The 17,963-nt window shown below is 62.5% G+C and carries 18 protein-coding genes; 12 read left to right on the top strand and 6 right to left on the bottom strand.

Annotation, left to right across the window (positions count from 1 at the left end; all coding sequences use genetic code 11):
* From CAG44_RS04330 to CAG44_RS04305, 6 genes are read right to left on the bottom strand one after another with little or no spacing between them, the layout of a single operon-like run.
* The gene (locus CAG44_RS04330; protein ID WP_085589204.1) at positions 1-729 is read right to left on the bottom strand and encodes a bifunctional 2-polyprenyl-6-hydroxyphenol methylase/3-demethylubiquinol 3-O-methyltransferase UbiG; all 729 of its coding nucleotides are present in this window, start codon (positions 727-729) and stop codon (positions 1-3) included.
* Positions 730-734: 5 nt separating this feature from the next.
* The gene (locus tag CAG44_RS04325) at positions 735-1,514 is read right to left on the bottom strand and encodes a phytanoyl-CoA dioxygenase family protein (protein WP_085691647.1); all 780 of its coding nucleotides are present in this window, start codon (positions 1,512-1,514) and stop codon (positions 735-737) included.
* Positions 1,511-2,068, bottom strand: coding sequence for a GNAT family N-acetyltransferase (locus CAG44_RS04320; RefSeq protein WP_085589037.1), 558 nt, complete (start codon positions 2,066-2,068; stop codon positions 1,511-1,513). Before CAG44_RS04320 ends, CAG44_RS04325 begins: the two co-directional genes overlap by 4 nt.
* Positions 2,065-3,045 (bottom strand): hypothetical protein, encoded by a 981-nt coding sequence (locus CAG44_RS04315; RefSeq protein ID WP_085691646.1) that lies wholly within the window; start codon positions 3,043-3,045, stop codon positions 2,065-2,067. The genes CAG44_RS04320 and CAG44_RS04315 overlap by 4 nt, the downstream gene beginning before the upstream one ends.
* Entirely contained in the window at positions 3,038-3,781 is a 744-nt protein-coding gene (locus tag CAG44_RS04310) for a WbqC family protein (protein ID WP_178076912.1), read from the bottom strand. Before CAG44_RS04310 ends, CAG44_RS04315 begins: the two co-directional genes overlap by 8 nt.
* Positions 3,778-4,896: a DegT/DnrJ/EryC1/StrS aminotransferase family protein gene (locus CAG44_RS04305; RefSeq protein ID WP_085589031.1), complete on the bottom strand. Its 1,119-nt coding sequence runs from the start codon at positions 4,894-4,896 to the stop codon at positions 3,778-3,780. Before CAG44_RS04305 ends, CAG44_RS04310 begins: the two co-directional genes overlap by 4 nt.
* A gap of 311 nt (positions 4,897-5,207) precedes the next feature.
* Here CAG44_RS04305 and CAG44_RS04300 point away from each other — a divergent pair, with 311 nt between their 5' ends.
* From CAG44_RS04300 to fliG, 12 genes are all read left to right on the top strand, one after another.
* Complete coding sequence (locus CAG44_RS04300; protein WP_085589029.1) at positions 5,208-6,143, top strand: ketoacyl-ACP synthase III; 936 nt, start codon at positions 5,208-5,210, stop codon at positions 6,141-6,143.
* 251 nt (positions 6,144-6,394) lie between these two features.
* Positions 6,395-7,243, top strand: a complete 849-nt coding sequence (locus tag CAG44_RS04295; protein ID WP_015271225.1) for a flagellin domain-containing protein — start codon at positions 6,395-6,397, stop codon at positions 7,241-7,243.
* A 69-nt stretch (positions 7,244-7,312) separates the two neighbouring features.
* Positions 7,313-7,672 (top strand): flagellar protein FlaG, encoded by a 360-nt coding sequence (locus CAG44_RS04290; RefSeq protein WP_015271224.1) that lies wholly within the window; start codon positions 7,313-7,315, stop codon positions 7,670-7,672.
* 78 nt (positions 7,673-7,750) lie between these two features.
* Positions 7,751-9,169, top strand: coding sequence for a flagellar filament capping protein FliD (gene fliD, locus CAG44_RS04285; RefSeq protein ID WP_085691644.1), 1,419 nt, complete (start codon positions 7,751-7,753; stop codon positions 9,167-9,169).
* Positions 9,170-9,303: 134 nt separating this feature from the next.
* The gene (fliS, locus tag CAG44_RS04280; protein WP_003257284.1) at positions 9,304-9,699 is read left to right on the top strand and encodes a flagellar export chaperone FliS; all 396 of its coding nucleotides are present in this window, start codon (positions 9,304-9,306) and stop codon (positions 9,697-9,699) included.
* Between the two features lie 14 nt (positions 9,700-9,713).
* Complete coding sequence (locus tag CAG44_RS04275; protein WP_075045931.1) at positions 9,714-10,010, top strand: flagellar protein FliT; 297 nt, start codon at positions 9,714-9,716, stop codon at positions 10,008-10,010.
* A gap of 166 nt (positions 10,011-10,176) precedes the next feature.
* On the top strand, positions 10,177-11,652 hold the full coding sequence (gene fleQ / locus CAG44_RS04270) for a transcriptional regulator FleQ (protein ID WP_046614590.1): 1,476 nt from the start codon (positions 10,177-10,179) through the stop codon (positions 11,650-11,652).
* A gap of 383 nt (positions 11,653-12,035) precedes the next feature.
* The gene (locus CAG44_RS04265) at positions 12,036-13,253 is read left to right on the top strand and encodes a PAS domain-containing sensor histidine kinase (RefSeq protein WP_085691643.1); all 1,218 of its coding nucleotides are present in this window, start codon (positions 12,036-12,038) and stop codon (positions 13,251-13,253) included.
* Positions 13,253-14,608 carry a sigma-54 dependent transcriptional regulator gene (locus CAG44_RS04260; RefSeq protein WP_085589021.1) on the top strand — a complete coding sequence of 452 codons (1,356 nt, stop codon included), beginning with the start codon at positions 13,253-13,255 and terminating at the stop codon, positions 14,606-14,608. The genes CAG44_RS04265 and CAG44_RS04260 overlap by 1 nt, the downstream gene beginning before the upstream one ends.
* Positions 14,609-14,817: 209 nt before the next feature.
* Positions 14,818-15,150, top strand: coding sequence for a flagellar hook-basal body complex protein FliE (gene fliE / locus CAG44_RS04255; protein ID WP_013973606.1), 333 nt, complete (start codon positions 14,818-14,820; stop codon positions 15,148-15,150).
* Positions 15,151-15,165: 15 nt separating this feature from the next.
* A complete protein-coding gene (gene fliF / locus CAG44_RS04250; RefSeq protein ID WP_025340086.1) occupies positions 15,166-16,944 on the top strand; it encodes a flagellar basal-body MS-ring/collar protein FliF in 1,779 nt (592 codons plus the stop codon).
* Positions 16,937-17,956, top strand: a complete 1,020-nt coding sequence (gene fliG, locus CAG44_RS04245; RefSeq protein WP_003257289.1) for a flagellar motor switch protein FliG — start codon at positions 16,937-16,939, stop codon at positions 17,954-17,956. The genes fliF and fliG overlap by 8 nt, the downstream gene beginning before the upstream one ends.
* Positions 17,957-17,963: the final 7 nt, after the last annotated feature.

The raw sequence follows: 17,963 nt of genomic DNA, 5'->3' as shown, positions 1-17,963 counted from the left end.
TCAGTTCTCGCAGACGACGTAGACGCTGGCGCACAGGTCCGGGTAGACCATGCCGAGGGCCTGGCAGGCATCCATGAATCGATCGTCGATCAGTTGACTCTGCAGGGCCTTGTCCAGCTGGAAGTTGGCCAGAGGCTTGAAGAACACGCCGCCTCGCTGGCGCACGGTCCAGCCGGCGCCACGTACTTCCTGCTCAAGGGTGTCGAGGCTGTAGGTCACGCGGTGGCCGTGCAGGCGCTCGCCTTCGGTGACGGCGCTGTTGTGCTCGATAAGACCCATCTTCACCGCGATCTGGCGCGATGGTGCGTTGGCGTTGGGGACGGCGATGAACAGCCGACCGCCGGGCGCCAGCCAGCCACGCACACGCTCCAGCACGCCACGGCGGTCGTCCAGGTGTTCCAGCGTGTGGATCAGGAAAATGTTGCTGTAGCGCGGTTCGACCTGGGCTTGTTCGAACGTGCTGCAGATGAACTGGATGGGCGCATCGACACGCTTGCGCGTCACCTCGATCAGGTCGCTGGCCGCCTCGATCACCGTCAGGTCGGGGAAACGCTTGGCGAACAGGGCGGTGAAGGCGCCTTCGAAGCAGCCCATCTCCAGCGCCGGGCCGTTGACCAGCCAGGGCGAGAAGGTGTCCAGCATGTAGCCCCTGAGCCGCGCATCGAAATCATAGAAATAGCTGCGGTGCGCGTTGTCCTGGAACTCTTTGTTGTAGTCGCGTGTGGTCATGGGGCTCATCCCTGGTTCTTGCGGTAAAAGCGCTGATCTTCAGGCTGGTACCACTCATGAAGGGTTGTCGGGGTACGGGCATACCAGCCGAGCAGTTGTTGGACCGCAGGCGGTTGCGAGACGCAGAAGGCTTCGCCGAGCGCCCGGCAGTAGTCGAATTGCGGCTTGAAATGGCTGCGGGTGAAGGTCAGGGTAAGGCAGCGGCGGGGCCGGGTGGTGCGGTTGACCCCGGCGGCGTGCCAGATGCGCGAATCGAACAGATAGATCGAGCCTGCGTGGCCCAGGGCCGTATGCGCCTGGGCTTCAAAAATGGCGTCGGTGGGCTTGTGCGGGGCGCCATGTGAACCCGGCAGGAACAGCGTTGCACCGTTGTCGGCGGTGAAGTCGTCCAGCAGCACCAGGGCCTGGGCCATCTGCATGTTCTCGGCAGACCACGAACGGACATCACGGTGCACGTTGCGAACGTAGGCATCGGTACTGTTCAGGTTGTTCAAGCCGCCAAAGGAGTTGAGTATCGGCACACCGCCGAGCATGTGTGCGAGGGTGTCGACCAGCCCCCAGTCGGCGAACCTGGCCAGCAGTTCAGGGAAGTGGCTGTCACGGGTGATGATGTGGTGGGCCGTCTGTTCCGTGCGCTGGGTGATGCCGTTTTCCAGTTGTACCTGGCGGCAGCGCTCGATGGCCGTGGCCAGGTCGTTGCGCAAATGGTCGAGCAGCGGTTGGGCGATCAGGTCGGGTACGCAAGCGTAGCCATTGCGCTGCAGGGTTTCGTGCAGTGCATTCATCGGCCTTGCTCCTGCTCATCGCGCCAGTGGCGATAGTCTTCGGCGGTGACGCCGAGCAGGATCCGGTCCCAACGTTGCCCTTTTCGATAGTACCACTGGCGCTGGACCCCTTCGATGGACCATGGCACCTTGCGCGTGTAGGTGGCGAGGGAGGCTTCGTTGTATTCGATGATGGTCGTCCACAGGCGATGCAGGCCCAGTTCATCGAAGGCGTAGCGCATGACCGTGCTGATCACCTCGGTGCCATAGCCTTGGCCACGCAGTGAACTGTCGCCGATCATCATGCCGTGCTCTGCCGTGCCGTTCTTCCAGTCGATCCCCACCAGGTTGGCCGTGCCGATCAGGCCGTGCTGGGCGACCTCGATACCAAAGCGTTGATTAAGCGGGTCACCCTTGAGGCCTAGCAGCCAATCCCGCTGAGCTTCGCGCGAGACGGGGAAATGCCAGCCGCCCAGCAGGCTCCACAGGGCTTCATCGTTGGACCAGCGGTGCAACATGGGCAGGTCTTCGAGTTCCAGTGCTCTGAGCACGATGCGTTGGCCATTGATGCTCATGGTGTCCTCATATGCAGGATGACGGCGTCGGCCAGGCGGTGCATGTCCGTGGCCCCGTAGCGTTGGTCCATCGGCAGTGGCAACAGGCATTCGGCCAGATGCCGCTCCAGCGCGGGTGTCGTCGGGTTGTCGATCAGTTCCCGCCAGTAGCAGGGAACATAGATGGCTTGGTCGAGCAGGTGCCTGCGCAGGCGGTTTGCCTGGGCAGGCGAATCGAGCAGCAGCGGGTAGCACAGGGCTGCAGGCAGCTCGCCGGGCCAGGCGTGGAAGCGATTGCAGCCGTCCAGCCGCTCGCGCAGCAGGGTCAGATTGTTGCGGCGCCGGTCAGCCACGCTTGCATAGTCGATGCTGTCGAGGATGCGCGCGGTGCTGTCAGACATGGCTCGAACGCCTTGCTCGGCCAGTGCTGCCTCATTTGCCTGATATTCGTTGTAGTGCTGCTCGGCCGCCTGCTCGAGCCTTCCGAGCAGTGCCGCGAAGCGGTAGCGCGAAGCGCTGGGCTGTGCCTCGGGCATCCGGGCGGGGCCATTGACCAGCCAGCCACCATCGGCCACACCGACGAACTTGCGCGGCGAGTAGAGGGTGGCAATGCCTGGCAATGCCTGGCTGAACAATGCCTGGGAGTTGTCGATGATCAATTGCTGCCCGTAGCGGGGCGCGAGCACCCGGCGGACGTAGTCGGCCTTGAGCCCGAAGTAGTCGACGTACAACAGACCTTCGTCGGCAGCCACGTCAGGCAGGGCGGCCAGGGAGAGTTCGGCGTCCAGCGTGTAGCGGCACACTTCGATGTCCAGGCCGGCCAGCGCTTGTTCAAGGACGGTGCAGATATAGTGGGGCAGGTGGACACGGCGCAGATCACGCGCCTGCATCAGGGCGCGAAAGGCCGAGCGGGCACTGTTGAACGCCTTGGCTTGTGGGTAGGGGTGCTGGCCGCTGCGCAGTTCCAGTTCGAAATAGCCGCCTATGGCCTCAGGCACTTTGGATTTCTCCGAGTCTGGCCCAGGCACCCACCACTTCTGGCTCCTGGAACATCAAGGCGTCGAGGATCGACAGCCCGGCAACGAAGGGTTGGCTGTCGCTGCCCTGGGAATATGGGGGCAGCGTGGCGCCAAGCAGTTCCAGGGTGATGCCGGCTCGCTGGAATGCCTCGGCCTGGTACAAGTGCCCGCCACCGATCGGGTTGAGGTAATGGGTTGCGCCGCACGCCTGAACGATCTGAATGACCCGCTCCTGGCTCGAGGCCTCGCCGGTGATGGGCAGCGCGCTTGCGCGTGATATCGGTGTGTCGATGCCGAGCAGCGTGCAGCAGGCCTTGAGCAGGCGCTCATCAAGCGTTGCGATGCTGTCAGCGGGCGGGGTGAGCAGCGCTTCCAGCCAGGCCATCACCGGCGCGCGACGGGGCGCCTTGCGGTAGGCGAAGTCGAGCTTGTTGAGCAGGTCGGCGAGCTCGAACTGTTCGGCAATGCGCCGCTGCATGATGTGCTGGGTATGGCTGGCCTTGGCCAGGGCGATACGAAACCACTTGGCTTCGCCGTCGAGCAGATAACGGTTGCGCTCGATCCAGCCGTTCTTGATGAATTGCACATTGTCATAGAGGACAAAGTGATCCGCAGCAGCGATCAGCTGGAAATAACCCAGGTATGGCAGGAAGTACGGCTGCATCAAGGCAACCCGATGACGCCCGGGCGAACGGGGGGCGGTCTGTCGGGTCATGCCTGGCGAGCCTGCAGCAGGATGTCGATGATCTGTTCCTGGGATGGTACGTCCAGGTCCGGATAGATCGGCAGGCACAGCACCTGGCTCGAGATCCTCAGGGCGTTGGGCAGGCGTTCCAGATTGGAGCTGGCCAGGCCCCGGTACATGGGGAATTCGCAGATCAGTGGGTAGAAGTAACGGCGCACCAGGATGTCCTGGTCGCGATAGCGCTGGTACAGCGCATCGCGCGAGATACCGAAGCGTTGTTCATCGATCAGGATGGGGCAATAGGCGTAGTTCCAGTCGAGCCCTTCCGGCTGTTGCAGCAGGGAGATACCGTCAACGTCTTCCAGGGCCCGGCGGTAGCGCTCGAAGACCTGGCGGCGGCGCTGCAGGGCATCATCGATGTGGCGCAGTTGCAACACACCGAACGCTGCCTGGATCTCGTTCATCTTGCCGTTGATGCCGGTGGCCATGATCACGGTTTCATCGACAAAGCCGAAATTCTTCAGGAAATCGATACGGCGCTTGAGCTTTTCGTCCTGGCAGATGATTGCACCGCCCTCGAAGGTGTTGAATACCTTGGTGGCGTGGAAGCTGAGGATCGACAGGTCGCCATTGTCGAGAATGCTGCGCCCGTCCTGGCGTACACCAAAGGCGTGGGCGGCGTCATAGATCACCTTCAGGCCGTAGGTGTCTGCGATCTCCTGGATGGCACCGATGTCGCAAGGGATGCCATAGCAATGGACCGGGAGAATTGCCGTGGTCTCAGGGGTGATCGCTTCGATGACGCGTTGTGGGTCCAGGTTGTTGGTACGCGGATCGATGTCGACGAAGACTGGCTTGAGGTTGTTCCACAAAAGCGAATGGGCTGTGGCGACGAAGGAGTAGGGTGTGGTGATGACTTCGCCCGTCACGCGTAGCGCCTGCAGCGCTGTCACCAGCGCCAGGGTGCCATTGGAGAACAGCGATATGTGCTTGACGCCCAGGTATTCGGCCAGCTCACTTTCCAGCTGTTGATGGAACGGCCCTGCATTGGTCAGGCGCTTGCTTTCCCAGATACTCTCCAGATAAGGAAGGAACTCTTCCAGGGGAGGCAGGAGAGGGCTGGTTACGGTGATCGGTTTGGCCATGGCGGCACTGCTCGTTTTTTCGGTTATAGAAGCAGGGCAAGCTGGACCCTGCCGCTGTACAACGTGCGCAGACGAGGTTTCGCCATGAAACCGACGGCCGGCACCGGGTTGATGGGTTGATAGCAAGAAGTCGGCCAACCTTCTCCATTGGTATGATTGTGTTCAATCTGTCGTTGATCGTGACTTGGCAGTCGAAACGTGCATCTTTAATCTATTGAGTCTGTGGGTAGTCCCGTCGCCGTGGGGTGCAAGTTCTGGCAGCCATGGCCGCGTTACCTGCGAATTTTTGCCATTTCCATCGGGAAGCCACAATGATTGGCATCAAAAGCATCGCCAGTTACGTACCTGTAGAAGGCGTGGATAACTACGCTCAGGGTGCGAAATTCGGCAAGGATCAGGATTTCATCTTCGGCAAGATCGGTTCGACCTTCTTGCCGCGCAAGGATGCGGCCCAGGAAACCTCTGACCTGTGCGTCGAGGCGGCCAGGACGCTGTTCGCTGCCAATCCATCGCTTGACCCGGCGGCCATCGATGCGGTGATCGTGGTCACTCAGAATGGTGATGCCGAAGGCCTGCCGCATACGGCCGCGATCGTCCAGCACAAGCTGGGGCTTTCGACGCATGTCGCGGCGTTCGATGTTTCCCTGGGCTGCTCCGGCTACGTCTATGGGTTGTATGCGATGAAGGGCTTCATGGAAGCAGCGGGCCTGAAGAATGGCCTGCTGATTACCGCCGACCCCTATTCGAAGATCGTCGACCCCGAGGATCGCAACACGACCATGTTGTTCGGGGATGCCGCGACCGCGACCTGGATGGGCGAGGATGCTGCCTGGCAGCTCGGCAAATCGCTGTTCGGCAGCGATGGTGCAGGTGCCGAGCACTTGCGCACCACCGACGGCAAGTTCTTCATGAACGGCCGTCAGGTCTACAACTTCGCCCTGGTCAAAGTGCCTGCGCACCTGCAGCAGTTGCTCGAGGCCAGCCAGTTGCGCGCCGAGGACATCGACCTGTACTGCCTGCATCAGGGCAGCGCGGCGATCGTTGATGCCGTGTCTGCGCGCTTCGACGAGGGCGCGCACAAGCAGAAGTTCGTCAAGGACATGGTCGAGACCGGCAATACCGTGTCGTCGAGCATCCCGTTGCTGCTGGAAAAGCACGTGATGAACTCGCAGCACAAGCGCGTTGCGCTCAGTGGCTTCGGCGTCGGCCTGTCCTGGGGTTCGGCGATCATCGAGCGCAACGGCTGATCGAGCGTCACCCTTGCGTTATCAAAGAAGCGCTGCCCGCCTCGGGCCGCGCTTCTTTCGTTTCTGATGATGGTTTTCTGGCGTCAAACCCTTGATTTCATTGGGATGGCCGGATGCCAGCAAAAAAAGTGAGAAATCGCCCTAAAGCAAACTGCCCTGACGACGATAAACATTACGAAGGTTCTCTGTGCCACACCCGGCGAATTGCCAAGGCCGGAAGCCGTAGTACCCAATCCAACGAGGAATTCGTCATGGCTTTGACTGTTAACACCAACACCACCTCTCTGGGCGTTCAGAAAAACCTGAACCGTGCTTCCGATGCGCTGAGCACCTCGATGACCCGTCTGTCCTCCGGCCTGAAAATCAACAGCGCCAAAGACGACGCCGCCGGCCTGCAGATCGCTACCCGCATGACCTCGCAGATCCGTGGTCAGACCATGGCTATCAAAAACGCCAACGACGGTATCTCCATCGCCCAGACCGCTGAAGGCGCGATGCAAGAGCAGACCAACATCCTGCAGCGTATGCGTGAACTGGCCGTTCAGTCCCGAAACGACTCGAACAGCACCAACGACCGTGTCGCTCTGGACAAAGAATTCCAGTCGATGGCTTCGGAACTGACCCGTATCGCCAACAGCACCCAGCTGAACGGCAAGAACCTGCTGGACGGTTCGGCTTCGGTCATGACCTTCCAGGTTGGTTCCAACACCGGTTCGGCCAACCAGATCACCATCGACCTGAGCGCCAAGTTCACCGCTTCGGACCTGGGCGTCACTTCCTCGATCAACATTCAGGGTTCCGACACCACCACCGCCGAAGCCAACTTCAGCGCTGCTGTTTCGGCCATCGACGCCGCTCTGCAAACCATCAACAGCAACCGTGCTGACCTGGGTGCCGCGCAGAACCGTCTGACCAGCACCATCAACAACCTGCAAAACATCAACGAAAACGCCGAAGCTGCTCGTGGCCGTGTACAGGACACCGACTTCGCTGCTGAAACTGCCCAGCTGACCAAGCAGCAGACCCTGCAGCAAGCTTCCACCTCGGTTCTGGCCCAGGCCAACCAGCTGCCGTCGGCAGTACTGAAGCTGCTGGGCTAATCTGCCTGGTTGCTGGCGGGGAAGTGCTGGTAAGGCACTTCCCCGCCTTTTCATTGCGAGGTGGTGGGCATGGACATGAGCGTCAAGCTGAACCTGTCTTATCCGGCCGCACGTCCGGCCGAGCAGGTTGCCGAAAAACCGGTTGCCCGGTCGACGGAAAACGTAAAACCCGAAGACGACAAGAAAGACGCCAAGGCGGTGCAGGATGCCGACAAGGTCAAACATGCCGTTTCGGAGATCGAAAAGTTCCTGAAGGCGTCGCAGCGCAATCTGGAATTTTCCACGGATGAAGAATCCGGCAAGATCGTGGTCAAAGTCATCGCTACCGACAGTGGTGAACTGATTCGCCAGTTGCCCTCGGAAGAGGCCCTGCGGATCGCTCACAGCCTGAGCGATGTCAAAAGTGTTCTGTTCGACGCCAAGGTATAGTTGGCGGCGAACACCAATGAAGTGAAGCATGTCTGTCCCGCAGGAGCGGGTTGACGCGTTGATGAGAGGGACTACAGCATGGCAAGCCCGATTACTTCCAGTACAGGCCTGGGTTCTGGTCTCAACATTACCGAGATCGTGACCGCGTTGGTCAAGGCCGATACATCCGCCAAGCAGGCGCAGATCACTCGGCAAACCAGCAACAACACTGCGATGATTTCGGGTATTGGCTCGCTGCGCAGTGCCCTCACGGCATTCCAGGACGCCATGAAGGCGCTCAACAACAAGGATGCGCCGTCGTTCAACGCCTATGCAGCGACCTCGGCCAACGAGTCGGTGGTCAAGGTCAAGTCGAGCAACTCGGCGGTAGCGGGTAGCTACGACATCGTGGTGGACAAGCTGGCCACCAGCTCGAAAGTGGCCAGCCAGCAGTTCAGCGGTGGTGCCACCAGCCCGATCAGTGCTGGCCAGCTGACCATCAGCCAGAACGGCAAGACCTACAACCTGGACGTGGCCAGTGGTGCGACGCTGCAAAGTGTGCGCGACCAGATCAACAAGGAAATGAGCGCCAACGGCATTTCCGCCAACATCGTCAACGAGGAAGGCGGCTCGCGCCTGGTGCTCAGCTCGACCACCACAGGTGCGGGGACTGACATCTCCCTGAGCGGTATCGCCGAGCTGGCAATCGATGGCACCACGCAGATGTCCGGGACCGGTGCGGGCTTCATCACTGCCAAGGCCCAGGACGCCGAACTGACCATCGACGGCTTGAAGGTCAAGAGTGCCTCCAACACGCTCGATAGCGCCATCAGCGGCATGACCCTGGAGTTGACCGGGGTGAGCCCGAAGGCCAGCGGCGTCGGCACTGGTACGCCGACCGCGGTCACCGTTGCGGCGGACAACGATGGCCTGAAGAAGTCGGTCCAGAGCTTCGTCGATGCCTACAATACGCTGCAGAAGGCGATCACGTCGCTGACGTCGACCAGCCGTGATGACGATGACAAGCTGGTGCTCGGCCCGCTCACCAACGACCCGACCACCCGCTCTCTGTTGGGTGATGTGCGCAAGGTGCTGAGTGAGGTGGGGGCCGGCGACCAGCTGACCACGCTGAGCCAGTTGGGTATCAACACCCAGAAAGATGGCACGCTCGAATTCAACAGCAGCAAGTTCACCGCGGCGATGAACGACAAGAAGCTCGGCCCGGAAGTGCAGGAGCTGTTCACCGGTACCGACGGCATCTTCGAGCGCATGAACAAGGCCATCGATCCTTACAACAAGACCGATGGCAGCCTTGCAACGCGCAAGTCGAACCTCGACAAGGCGGTCTCGGAACTGGCCAACCAGCAGGCCGCGCTTGATCGCCGCACCGAGTCCCTGACCGAATCGCTGACCAAGAAGTACGTGGCCCTGGACACCGCCCTGGGCAAGATGAAAGCCCAGGCCGACCAGATCACCTCGATCTTCGAAGCGATCAACGCCCAGGCCAAGAAATCCTGATCGGCTGAACATGCCAAAAGCCCGGCGGCGTCCGCGAGACGCCCCGGGCTTTTTGCTTTTCCCCTAAAGTTTTTTGACGTACAGGCGATACAGCAGGTACAAGCAACTTTTTACCGCAGCAACGAGGCAGATCCATGAACCCGATGTTGGCCCTTCGGCAGTACCAGAAAGTCAACGGCGCAGCGCAGACGTCCGAAGCCAGCCCGCACCGCCTGGTGCAGATGCTCATGCAGGGCGGCCTTGATCGCATGGCGCAGGCCAAGGGCGCCATTGCCCGCAACGACATCGCGCAAAGGGGCATCCTCATCGGCAAGGCCATCGACATCATCGGCGGCCTGCGCGAAGGCCTGGACCTGGAAAACCATGCCGACAGCCTGGCTGAGCTGGACAGCTTGTACATGTACATGAGCCGCCGCCTGATCGAGGCCAACGTCAAGGGTGACCCGGCCATCATCGACGAGGTCGCGCGCCTGCTGATCACTGTGAAGGAAGGTTGGGACGCAATCGGCGATCAGTCGTCGGCTTCCTGATAAAGGAGGATGACATGAACGAAGTAATCGCCCGGATCGAGCAGACTCGGGAAATGTTGCTGGCGGCGCTGGCCGAGCGCAACTGGGAAGCGGTGGGTGAGCTGGACCTGGAATGCCGCTTGCGCATCGGTGACATGGTGAGCGAGGCTAAAGGCAACGAGGCCGATGTCAGTGCCAGCCTTGAGCAGTTGTTGGCCGTATACCGTCAACTAATCGATGTTGCAAGTGGCGAACGTCAATCCTTGGTGGATGAAATGACGAAAATCCGTCAGGCGAAGAACGCGGCAAAGGTATACCATCTATTCACCTGACCACAGATGTTGCCAAAAGCCATGCGCCATTAATTTGACTGGCTGGTTTTTTTTGACTTTACTAGTGGCTGTTTTCGAATTTCAGACGTCCGAACACTGACCATTCAGTCGGAATGATGTCGAGCACGCCCTCGGGCGCCGATATGACTAGGGAAGTTGCTATTGCATGTGGCGTGAAACCAAGATTCTGCTGATCGACGACGACAGCGCACGCCGCCGCGACCTGGCGGTGGTGCTTAACTTCCTCGGCGAAGAAAACCTCGCTTGCTCCAGCCAGGACTGGCAGCAGGTGGTCGAGCCATTGTCTTCGAGTCGCGAAGTGCTGTGCGTGCTTATCGGCACTGTAAACGCCCCGGGCAGTGTGCTTGGGCTCGTTAAGACAGTGGCTGGGTGGGATGAGTTCCTTCCGGTTCTGCTTTTAGGTGAAATTTCTTCTGCGGAGTTCCCGGAAGACCTTCGCCGCCGGGTGCTTTCCAACCTGGAAATGCCGCCAAGCTACAGCCAGCTGCTGGATTCGCTGCACCGTGCCCAGGTCTATCGCGAGATGTACGACCAGGCGCGCGAGCGTGGTCGCCAGCGCGAACCCAACCTGTTCCGCAGCCTGGTCGGTACCAGCCGTGCCATCCAGCACGTGCGGCAGATGATGCAGCAGGTGGCCGATACCGATGCCAGTGTGCTGATCCTGGGTGAGTCCGGCACCGGCAAGGAAGTGGTCGCGCGCAACCTGCACTACCATTCCAAGCGCCGCGAAGCGCCGTTCGTGCCGGTCAACTGCGGCGCGATCCCGGCCGAGCTGCTGGAAAGCGAACTGTTCGGCCACGAGAAGGGCGCCTTCACCGGGGCGATCACCAGCCGTGCCGGGCGTTTCGAGCTGGCCAACGGCGGTACCCTGTTCCTCGACGAAATCGGCGACATGCCGTTGCCGATGCAGGTCAAGCTGTTGCGCGTGCTGCAGGAACGTACCTTCGAGCGCGTGGGTAGCAACAAGACCCAGAGCATCGATGTGCGCATCATTGCCGCGACCCACAAGAACCTCGAGACCATGATCGAGGAGGGCACGTTCCGCGAAGACCTGTACTACCGCCTGAACGTGTTCCCCATCGAGATGGCGCCGCTGCGTGAGCGGGTGGAAGACATCCCGCTGCTGATGAATGAGCTGATCTCGCGCATGGAGCACGAGAAGCGCGGGTCCATCCGCTTCAACTCCGCGTCGATCATGTCGCTGTGTCGCCACGGCTGGCCGGGCAACGTTCGCGAGCTGGCCAACCTGGTCGAGCGCATGGCGATCATGCACCCGTACGGGGTGATTGGCGTGTCCGAGCTGCCGAAGAAATTCCGTTACGTCGATGACGAAGACGAGCAGATGGTCGACAGCCTGCGCAGCGACCTGGAAGAGCGCGTGGCGATCAACGGCCATACGCCGAACTTCAGCAACCACGCCATGCTGCCACCTGAAGGCCTGGACCTGAAGGACTACCTGGGTAGCCTGGAGCAGGGCCTGATCCAGCAGGCGCTGGACGATGCCAACGGTATCGTTGCGCGCGCGGCTGAACGTTTGCGTATACGTCGTACCACCCTGGTCGAGAAGATGCGCAAGTACGGCATGAGCCGCCAAGGTGGCGAGGAACAGGCGGAGGATTGACGCCTGGCGGTTGCCTGTACCGGCCTCTTCGCGGGCGCGCCCGCTCCCACAGGATCGATGCACAGCTTGAATTCAGTGATATCCCTGTGGGAGCGGGCAAGCCCGCGAAGAGGCCGGCACAGGGAGCCAAAATCTCCAGTACTACGCAAGGCTTGAAGCCTGCACGGTCCCTGTGGGAGCGGGCAAGCCCGCGAAGAGGCCGGCACAGGGAGCCAAAGTCTCCAGTACTGCGCAAGGCTTGAAGCCTGCGCGGTCCCTGTGGGAGCGGGCAAGCCCGCGAAGAGGCCGGCACAGCCAACCCAAATCCCTATCTCCGGCACGGCTATTGCTACACCGCTGGCAACACACCGTTTTTATGACGGTCAGCCACGCGAGAGAGCAAGATGCCCCAGGCCGCCCACGTATCCCTAGCCCCCGATCCGCAGGGGCAAACCCCGATCGAGCAGGAAAGCCGTCAGGGTGTCGAGCAGGCCTTCGCCCTGTTCAATCAGGTGTCCAGCCAACTGAGCCAGTCCTACAGCCTGCTAGAAGCCCGGGTCAGCGAACTCAAGGGTGAGCTGGCGGTGGTCAGCGCCCAGCGCATCGATGAACTGAGCGAAAAGGAACGCCTGGCCAACCGCCTGCAGAACCTGCTGGACCTGCTGCCCGGCGGGGTGATCGTGATCGATGGCCAGGGCCTGGTACGCGAAGCCAACCCGGCCGCCTGCGAACTGCTCGGCGAGCCGCTGGTCGGCCAGCTGTGGCGCCAGGTGATCGCCCGCAGCTTTGCCCCGCGCAAGGATGACGGTCACGAAGTCTCGCTGCGCGACGGCCGCCGTCTGTCCATTGCCACTCGCTCGCTGGATGCCGAGCCTGGCCAGTTGGTGTTGCTCAACGACCTGACCGAAACCCGTCGCCTGCAAGACCAGCTGGCTCGCCACGAGCGCCTGTCTTCGCTGGGGCGCATGGTCGCCTCGCTGGCGCACCAGATCCGCACGCCACTGTCGGCGGCGATGCTCTACGCCAGTCACCTGGCTGATCCCGAGCAAGAGCTGGGCGCGGAAACCCGCCAGCGCTTTGCCGGCACCCTGAAAGAGCGCCTGCACGAGCTGGAACACCAGGTGCGCGACATGCTGGTATTCGCCCGTGGCGAGCTGCCGCTGAATGATCGAGTCACGCCAAAAGCCTTGTTCCAGGCCCTGCAGCAGGCCGCCCAGGCGCATGTGCAAGGGCACGCCGTGCGCTGGCAGTGCGACAGCCACCTGGGTGAGCTGCTGTGCAACCGCGACACCCTGGTTGGTGCATTGCTCAACCTGATCGAAAATGCGCTGCAAGCCAGCGACGGCCCGGCGCGACTGAAGGTGCACCTGTTGCGCCGCGAGCGCAGTCTGCACCTGTGTGTAAGCGACGCCGGCAGTGGCATCGATGGCGACCTGCTCGGCCGCCTGGGCGAGCCGTTCCTGACCACCAAGGCTACCGGCACCGGCCTGGGCCTGGCTGTGGTCAAGGCCGTGGTGCGCGCGCACCAGGGTACGCTGCGCCTGCGCTCGAAGGTTGGCCGTGGTACCTGTGTGCAGGTGGAGCTGCCGTTGATCGACGGGCAACTGGCGGAGGGCATGTAATGGCGATCAAGGTGCTGCTGGTCGAGGACGACCGCGTATTGCGCCAGGCGCTGGGCGATACCCTGGAAATCGGCGGCTTCGCCTACCAGGCGGTGGGCAGTGCCGAAGAAGCGCTGGAAGCGGTGCTGGAGGAGGCCTTCAGCCTGGTAGTCAGCGATGTGAACATGCCTGGCATGGATGGGCACCAACTGCTGGCCCAGCTGCGCCGCCAGCAACCGCAACTGCCCGTGTTGCTGATGACCGCGCATGCCGCGGTGGAGCGTGCCGTCGAGGCAATGCGCCAAGGGGCTGCCGACTATCTCGTCAAGCCATTCGAACCCAAGGCCTTGCTCAGTCTGGTCGAGCGGCATGCCGCCGGGCGCGTGGCTGAAGAGGAAGGCCCGGTGGCCTGCGAGCCGGCCAGTCGACAGTTGCTGGAGCTGGCCACGCGGGTGGCGCGCAGTGACTCGACCGTGCTGATTTCCGGCGAATCCGGTACCGGCAAGGAAGTGCTGGCGCGCTTCATTCACCAGCAGTCGCCGCGGGCGGCGCAGCCCTTCGTGGCGATCAATTGTGCTGCCATCCCTGACAACATGCTCGAGGCCACCCTGTTCGGCCACGAGAAGGGTGCCTTCACCGGCGCCATCGCTGCCCAGGCCGGCAAGTTCGAGCAAGCCGAAGGTGGCACCTTGCTGCTCGACGAAATCTCGGAAATGCCAATGGCCTTGCAGGCCAAGCTGCTGCGCGTGCTGCAGGAGCGCGAGGTGGAGCGGGTGGGTGGGCGCAAGCCGATCAGCCTGGATATCCGCGTGCTGGCCACCACCAACCGTGACCTGGCTGGCGAAGTGGCGGCCGGGCGTTTCCGCGAAGATTTGTACTACCGCCTGTCGGTGTTCCCCCTGGCCTGGCGCCCGCTGCGCGAACGCCCGGGTGACATCCTGCAACTGGCCGAGCGCCTGTTGGCACGCCACGTGGCGAAGATGAAGCACGCCCCGGTGCAGCTGTCGCCCCAGGCCCGAGCCTGCCTGCAGGCGTATGCCTGGCCGGGCAACGTACGCGAACTGGACAACGCCCTGCAGCGGGCGCTGATCCTGCAGCAGGGCGGGGTGATCGAGGCGGCGGATTTTTGTCTGGCAGGCGCCATTCCATTGTCAGCTGGCCTCGAGCCATCACCTGAGGTGCTGGCCGAGCCTGGCGGGCTGGGCGATGACATGCGTCGCCATGAGTACCAGATGATCATCGACACCCTGCGCGCCGAGCGCGGCCGCCGCAAAGAGGCGGCCGAACGCCTGGGGATAAGCCCGCGTACCCTGCGCTACAAGCTGGCGCAGATGCGCGATGCCGGGTTTGACGTCGAGGCCAGCCTGTTCGGCTGAAGATCGAAAGGGGCTGCTGCGCAGCCCATCGCCGGCAAGCCAGCTCCCACAGAGCCCCGCGCTGTACCTGTGGGAGCTGGCTTGCCGGCGATGGGGCGCGAAGCGGCCCCAGATTGTCTGGCATACATAGGCTGGCACCTTTGTTGCTTTAGGTTGGCTATCCGCCGCATCACTGTCAAAAAAATGCGGCCGCAGGAGAGAGAAGGGTCATGAGCCAAGGTGTTGAATTCAATCGTCTGATGTTGGACATGCGGGCCATGCAGGCCGACGCCATGTCGCTGCCCAAGGTGGCCGCTGCCCCCGAGTTGGCACCCGGGCAAAGTACCTTTGCCGACATGCTCGGCCAGGCCATCGGCAAGGTGCATGAGACGCAGCAGGCTTCGACCCAGTTGGCCAACGCCTTCGAGATCGGCAAGAGTGGCGTCGACCTGACCGACGTGATGATCGCTTCGCAAAAGGCCAGCGTGTCGATGCAGGCCCTGACCCAGGTACGCAACAAGCTGGTCCAGGCGTACCAGGACATCATGCAGATGCCGGTTTGAGGACGGACGTAAACCATGGCTGAAGCAGTCGTCGACAACCCCCCTGCCAAAAGCGGCCCGCCCGCGGCCAAGCCGCCGCTGTTCGGCATGGCGTTTCTGGAAAACATCGCGCAGATGCCCATGCTGCGTCAGATCGGCCTTCTGGTCGGCCTGGCCGCCAGCGTGGCGATCGGCTTTGCCGTGGTGCTGTGGTCGCAACAACCCGATTACCGTCCGCTGTACGGCAGCCTGGCGGGCATGGACACCAAGCAGGTCATGGATACCCTGGCCGCCGCCGACATCCCCTACAACGTCGAGCCCAATTCCGGTGCTCTGCTGGTCAAGGCCGACGACCTCTCCCGTGCGCGCCTGAAACTGGCGGCCGCCGGCGTGGCACCAAGCGATGGCAACGTCGGTTTCGAGCTGCTCGACAAGGAGCAGGGCCTGGGCACCAGCCAGTTCATGGAAGCCACCCGTTACCGTCGCAGCCTGGAAGGCGAGCTGGCGCGTACCGTGTCCAGCCTGAACAACGTCAAGGGCGCGCGCGTGCACCTGGCCATCCCGAAAAGCTCGGTGTTCGTGCGTGACGAACGCAAGCCCAGCGCCTCGGTACTGGTCGAACTGTACCCGGGCCGTGCCCTGGAAGCCGGGCAGGTGATGGCCATCGTCAACCTGGTCGCCACCAGCGTGCCGGAACTGGACAAGTCCCAGGTCACCGTGGTCGACCAGAAGGGCAACCTGCTGTCCGAGCAGATCCAGGACACCGCCCTGACCCAGGCAGGCAAACAGTTCGACTACAGCCGCCGGGTGGAAAGCATGCTCACCCAGCGGGTGCACAACATCCTGCAGCCGGTGCTGGGCAATGACCGCTACAAGGCCGAAGTGTCCGCCGACCTGGACTTCAGTGCGGTCGAGTCCACCTCCGAGCAGTTCAACCCAGACCAGCCGGCGCTGCGCAGCGAGCAGTCGGTCGACGAACAACGTGCCAGCAGCCAGGGCCCGCAAGGTGTACCCGGTGCGCTGAGCAACCAGCCGCCAGGCCCGGCCTCGGCACCGCAGACCACCGGTGGTGCCGCTACCCCGGCCGCGGCCATCCAGCCTGGCCAGCCGCTGGTGGATGCCAACGGCCAGCAGATCATGGACCCGGCCACCGGCCAGCCGATGCTCGCGCCGTACCCGTCGGACAAGCGCCAGCAAAGCACCAAGAACTTCGAGCTGGACCGTTCCATCAGCCACACCCGCCAGCAGCAGGGGCGCATGACCCGCCTGTCGGTGGCGGTGGTGGTGGACGACCAGGTCAAGATCGACCCGGCCACCGGCGACGCCACCCGTGCGCCATGGGGCGCCGAGGACCTGGCACGCTTCACTCGCCTGGTGCAGGACGCGGTCGGCTTCGATGCCAGCCGTGGCGACAGCGTGACGGTGATCAACGTGCCGTTCGCCGCCGACCGCGGCGAAGAGATCACCGACATCGCCTTCTACCAGCAGCCGTGGTTCTGGGACATCGTCAAGCAAGTGCTGGGCGTGGTGTTCATCCTGGTGCTGGTGTTCGGTGTGCTGCGCCCGGTGCTGAACAACATTACAGGGGGCGGCAAGCAGGCTGCCCCGGATAGCGACATGGAGCTGGGCGGCATGATGGGTCTGGATGGCGAACTGGCCAACGACCGCGTCAGTCTGGGTGGCCCGACAAGCATTCTGCTGCCTAGCCCGAACGAGGGTTACGAGGCACAGCTCAACGCAATCAAAGGCCTGGTGGCCGAAGACCCGGGCCGCGTTGCCCAGGTCGTGAAAGAGTGGATCAACGCCGATGAGTGATAACCGAGCCGTTACCGCCAAGCTGAGCCGCGTCGACAAGGCGGCGATCCTCCTGCTTTCGCTGGGCGAGACCGATGCTGCCCAGGTGCTGCGGCACATGGGGCCCAAGGAAGTGCAGCGGGTGGGTGTGGCCATGGCGCAGATGGGCAATGTGCACCGTGAACAGGTCGAGCAGGTGATGAGCGAGTTCGTCGAAATCGTCGGCGACCAGACCAGCCTGGGCGTGGGCTCCGATGCCTATATCCGCAAGATGCTCAACCAGGCCCTGGGCGAGGACAAGGCCAACGGCCTGGTCGACCGCATCCTGCTCGGTGGCAACACCAGCGGCCTGGACAGCCTGAAGTGGATGGAGCCGCGCGCCGTTGCCGACGTGATCCGCTACGAGCACCCGCAGATCCAGGCCATCGTGGTCGCCTACCTCGACCCCGACCAGGCCGGCGAAGTACTGAGCAACTTCGACCACAAGGTGCGCCTGGACATCGTCCTGCGCGTGTCGTCGCTGAACACCGTGCAGCCGGCGGCGCTGAAGGAGCTGAACCAGATCCTCGAGAAGCAGTTCTCGGGCAACTCCAACGCGGCGCGTACCACCTTGGGCGGCATCAAGCGCGCCGCCGACATCATGAACTTCCTCGACAGCTCGGTGGAAGGTGCACTGATGGACGCTATCCGCGAGATCGACAGCGACCTGTCGGAGCAGATCGAAGACCTGATGTTCGTCTTCAACAACCTGGCCGACGTCGACGACCGTGGCATCCAGGCGCTGCTGCGCGAAGTCTCGTCCGACGTGCTGGTGGTGTCGCTCAAGGGCGCCGACGAGCGAGTCAAGGACAAGATCTTCAAGAACATGTCCAAGCGTGCCTCGGAGCTGTTGCGCGACGACCTGGAGGCCAAGGGGCCGGTGCGGGTCAGCGACGTGGAAACGGCGCAGAAGGAAATCCTCACCATCGCCCGCCGCATGGCCGAGGCCGGCGAGATCGTGCTCGGCGGCAAGGGTGCCGAGGAAATGATCTGATCCACCA

This window comes from Pseudomonas sp. B13(2017), assembly GCF_002113245.1.
Classification (GTDB): Bacteria; Pseudomonadota; Gammaproteobacteria; order Pseudomonadales; family Pseudomonadaceae; genus Aquipseudomonas; species Aquipseudomonas putida_Z.
The sequence above is the reverse complement of the archived record's forward strand: the minus strand, read 5'-3'. Positions and strand labels throughout refer to the sequence as shown.

What these genes read in the sequence shown, in the direction of transcription:
- fleQ (WP_046614590.1), top strand. Translation starts at nt 10,177, where the DNA reads ATGTGGCGTGAAACCAAGATTCTGCTGATCGACGACGACAGCGCACGC.
- CAG44_RS04320 (WP_085589037.1), bottom strand. Translation starts at nt 2,068, where the DNA reads ATGAGCATCAATGGCCAACGCATCGTGCTCAGAGCACTGGAACTCGAA.
- CAG44_RS04295 (WP_015271225.1), top strand. Translation starts at nt 6,395, where the DNA reads ATGGCTTTGACTGTTAACACCAACACCACCTCTCTGGGCGTTCAGAAA.
- CAG44_RS04330 (WP_085589204.1), bottom strand. Translation starts at nt 729, where the DNA reads ATGACCACACGCGACTACAACAAAGAGTTCCAGGACAACGCGCACCGC.
- CAG44_RS04260 (WP_085589021.1), top strand. Translation starts at nt 13,253, where the DNA reads ATGGCGATCAAGGTGCTGCTGGTCGAGGACGACCGCGTATTGCGCCAG.
- fliE (WP_013973606.1), top strand. Translation starts at nt 14,818, where the DNA reads ATGAGCCAAGGTGTTGAATTCAATCGTCTGATGTTGGACATGCGGGCC.
- CAG44_RS04325 (WP_085691647.1), bottom strand. Translation starts at nt 1,514, where the DNA reads ATGAATGCACTGCACGAAACCCTGCAGCGCAATGGCTACGCTTGCGTA.
- CAG44_RS04300 (WP_085589029.1), top strand. Translation starts at nt 5,208, where the DNA reads ATGATTGGCATCAAAAGCATCGCCAGTTACGTACCTGTAGAAGGCGTG.
- CAG44_RS04290 (WP_015271224.1), top strand. Translation starts at nt 7,313, where the DNA reads ATGGACATGAGCGTCAAGCTGAACCTGTCTTATCCGGCCGCACGTCCG.
- fliF (WP_025340086.1), top strand. Translation starts at nt 15,166, where the DNA reads ATGGCTGAAGCAGTCGTCGACAACCCCCCTGCCAAAAGCGGCCCGCCC.
- CAG44_RS04305 (WP_085589031.1), bottom strand. Translation starts at nt 4,896, where the DNA reads ATGGCCAAACCGATCACCGTAACCAGCCCTCTCCTGCCTCCCCTGGAA.
- fliD (WP_085691644.1), top strand. Translation starts at nt 7,751, where the DNA reads ATGGCAAGCCCGATTACTTCCAGTACAGGCCTGGGTTCTGGTCTCAAC.
- CAG44_RS04275 (WP_075045931.1), top strand. Translation starts at nt 9,714, where the DNA reads ATGAACGAAGTAATCGCCCGGATCGAGCAGACTCGGGAAATGTTGCTG.
- fliG (WP_003257289.1), top strand. Translation starts at nt 16,937, where the DNA reads ATGAGTGATAACCGAGCCGTTACCGCCAAGCTGAGCCGCGTCGACAAG.
- CAG44_RS04265 (WP_085691643.1), top strand. Translation starts at nt 12,036, where the DNA reads ATGCCCCAGGCCGCCCACGTATCCCTAGCCCCCGATCCGCAGGGGCAA.
- CAG44_RS04310 (WP_178076912.1), bottom strand. Translation starts at nt 3,781, where the DNA reads ATGACCCGACAGACCGCCCCCCGTTCGCCCGGGCGTCATCGGGTTGCC.
- fliS (WP_003257284.1), top strand. Translation starts at nt 9,304, where the DNA reads ATGAACCCGATGTTGGCCCTTCGGCAGTACCAGAAAGTCAACGGCGCA.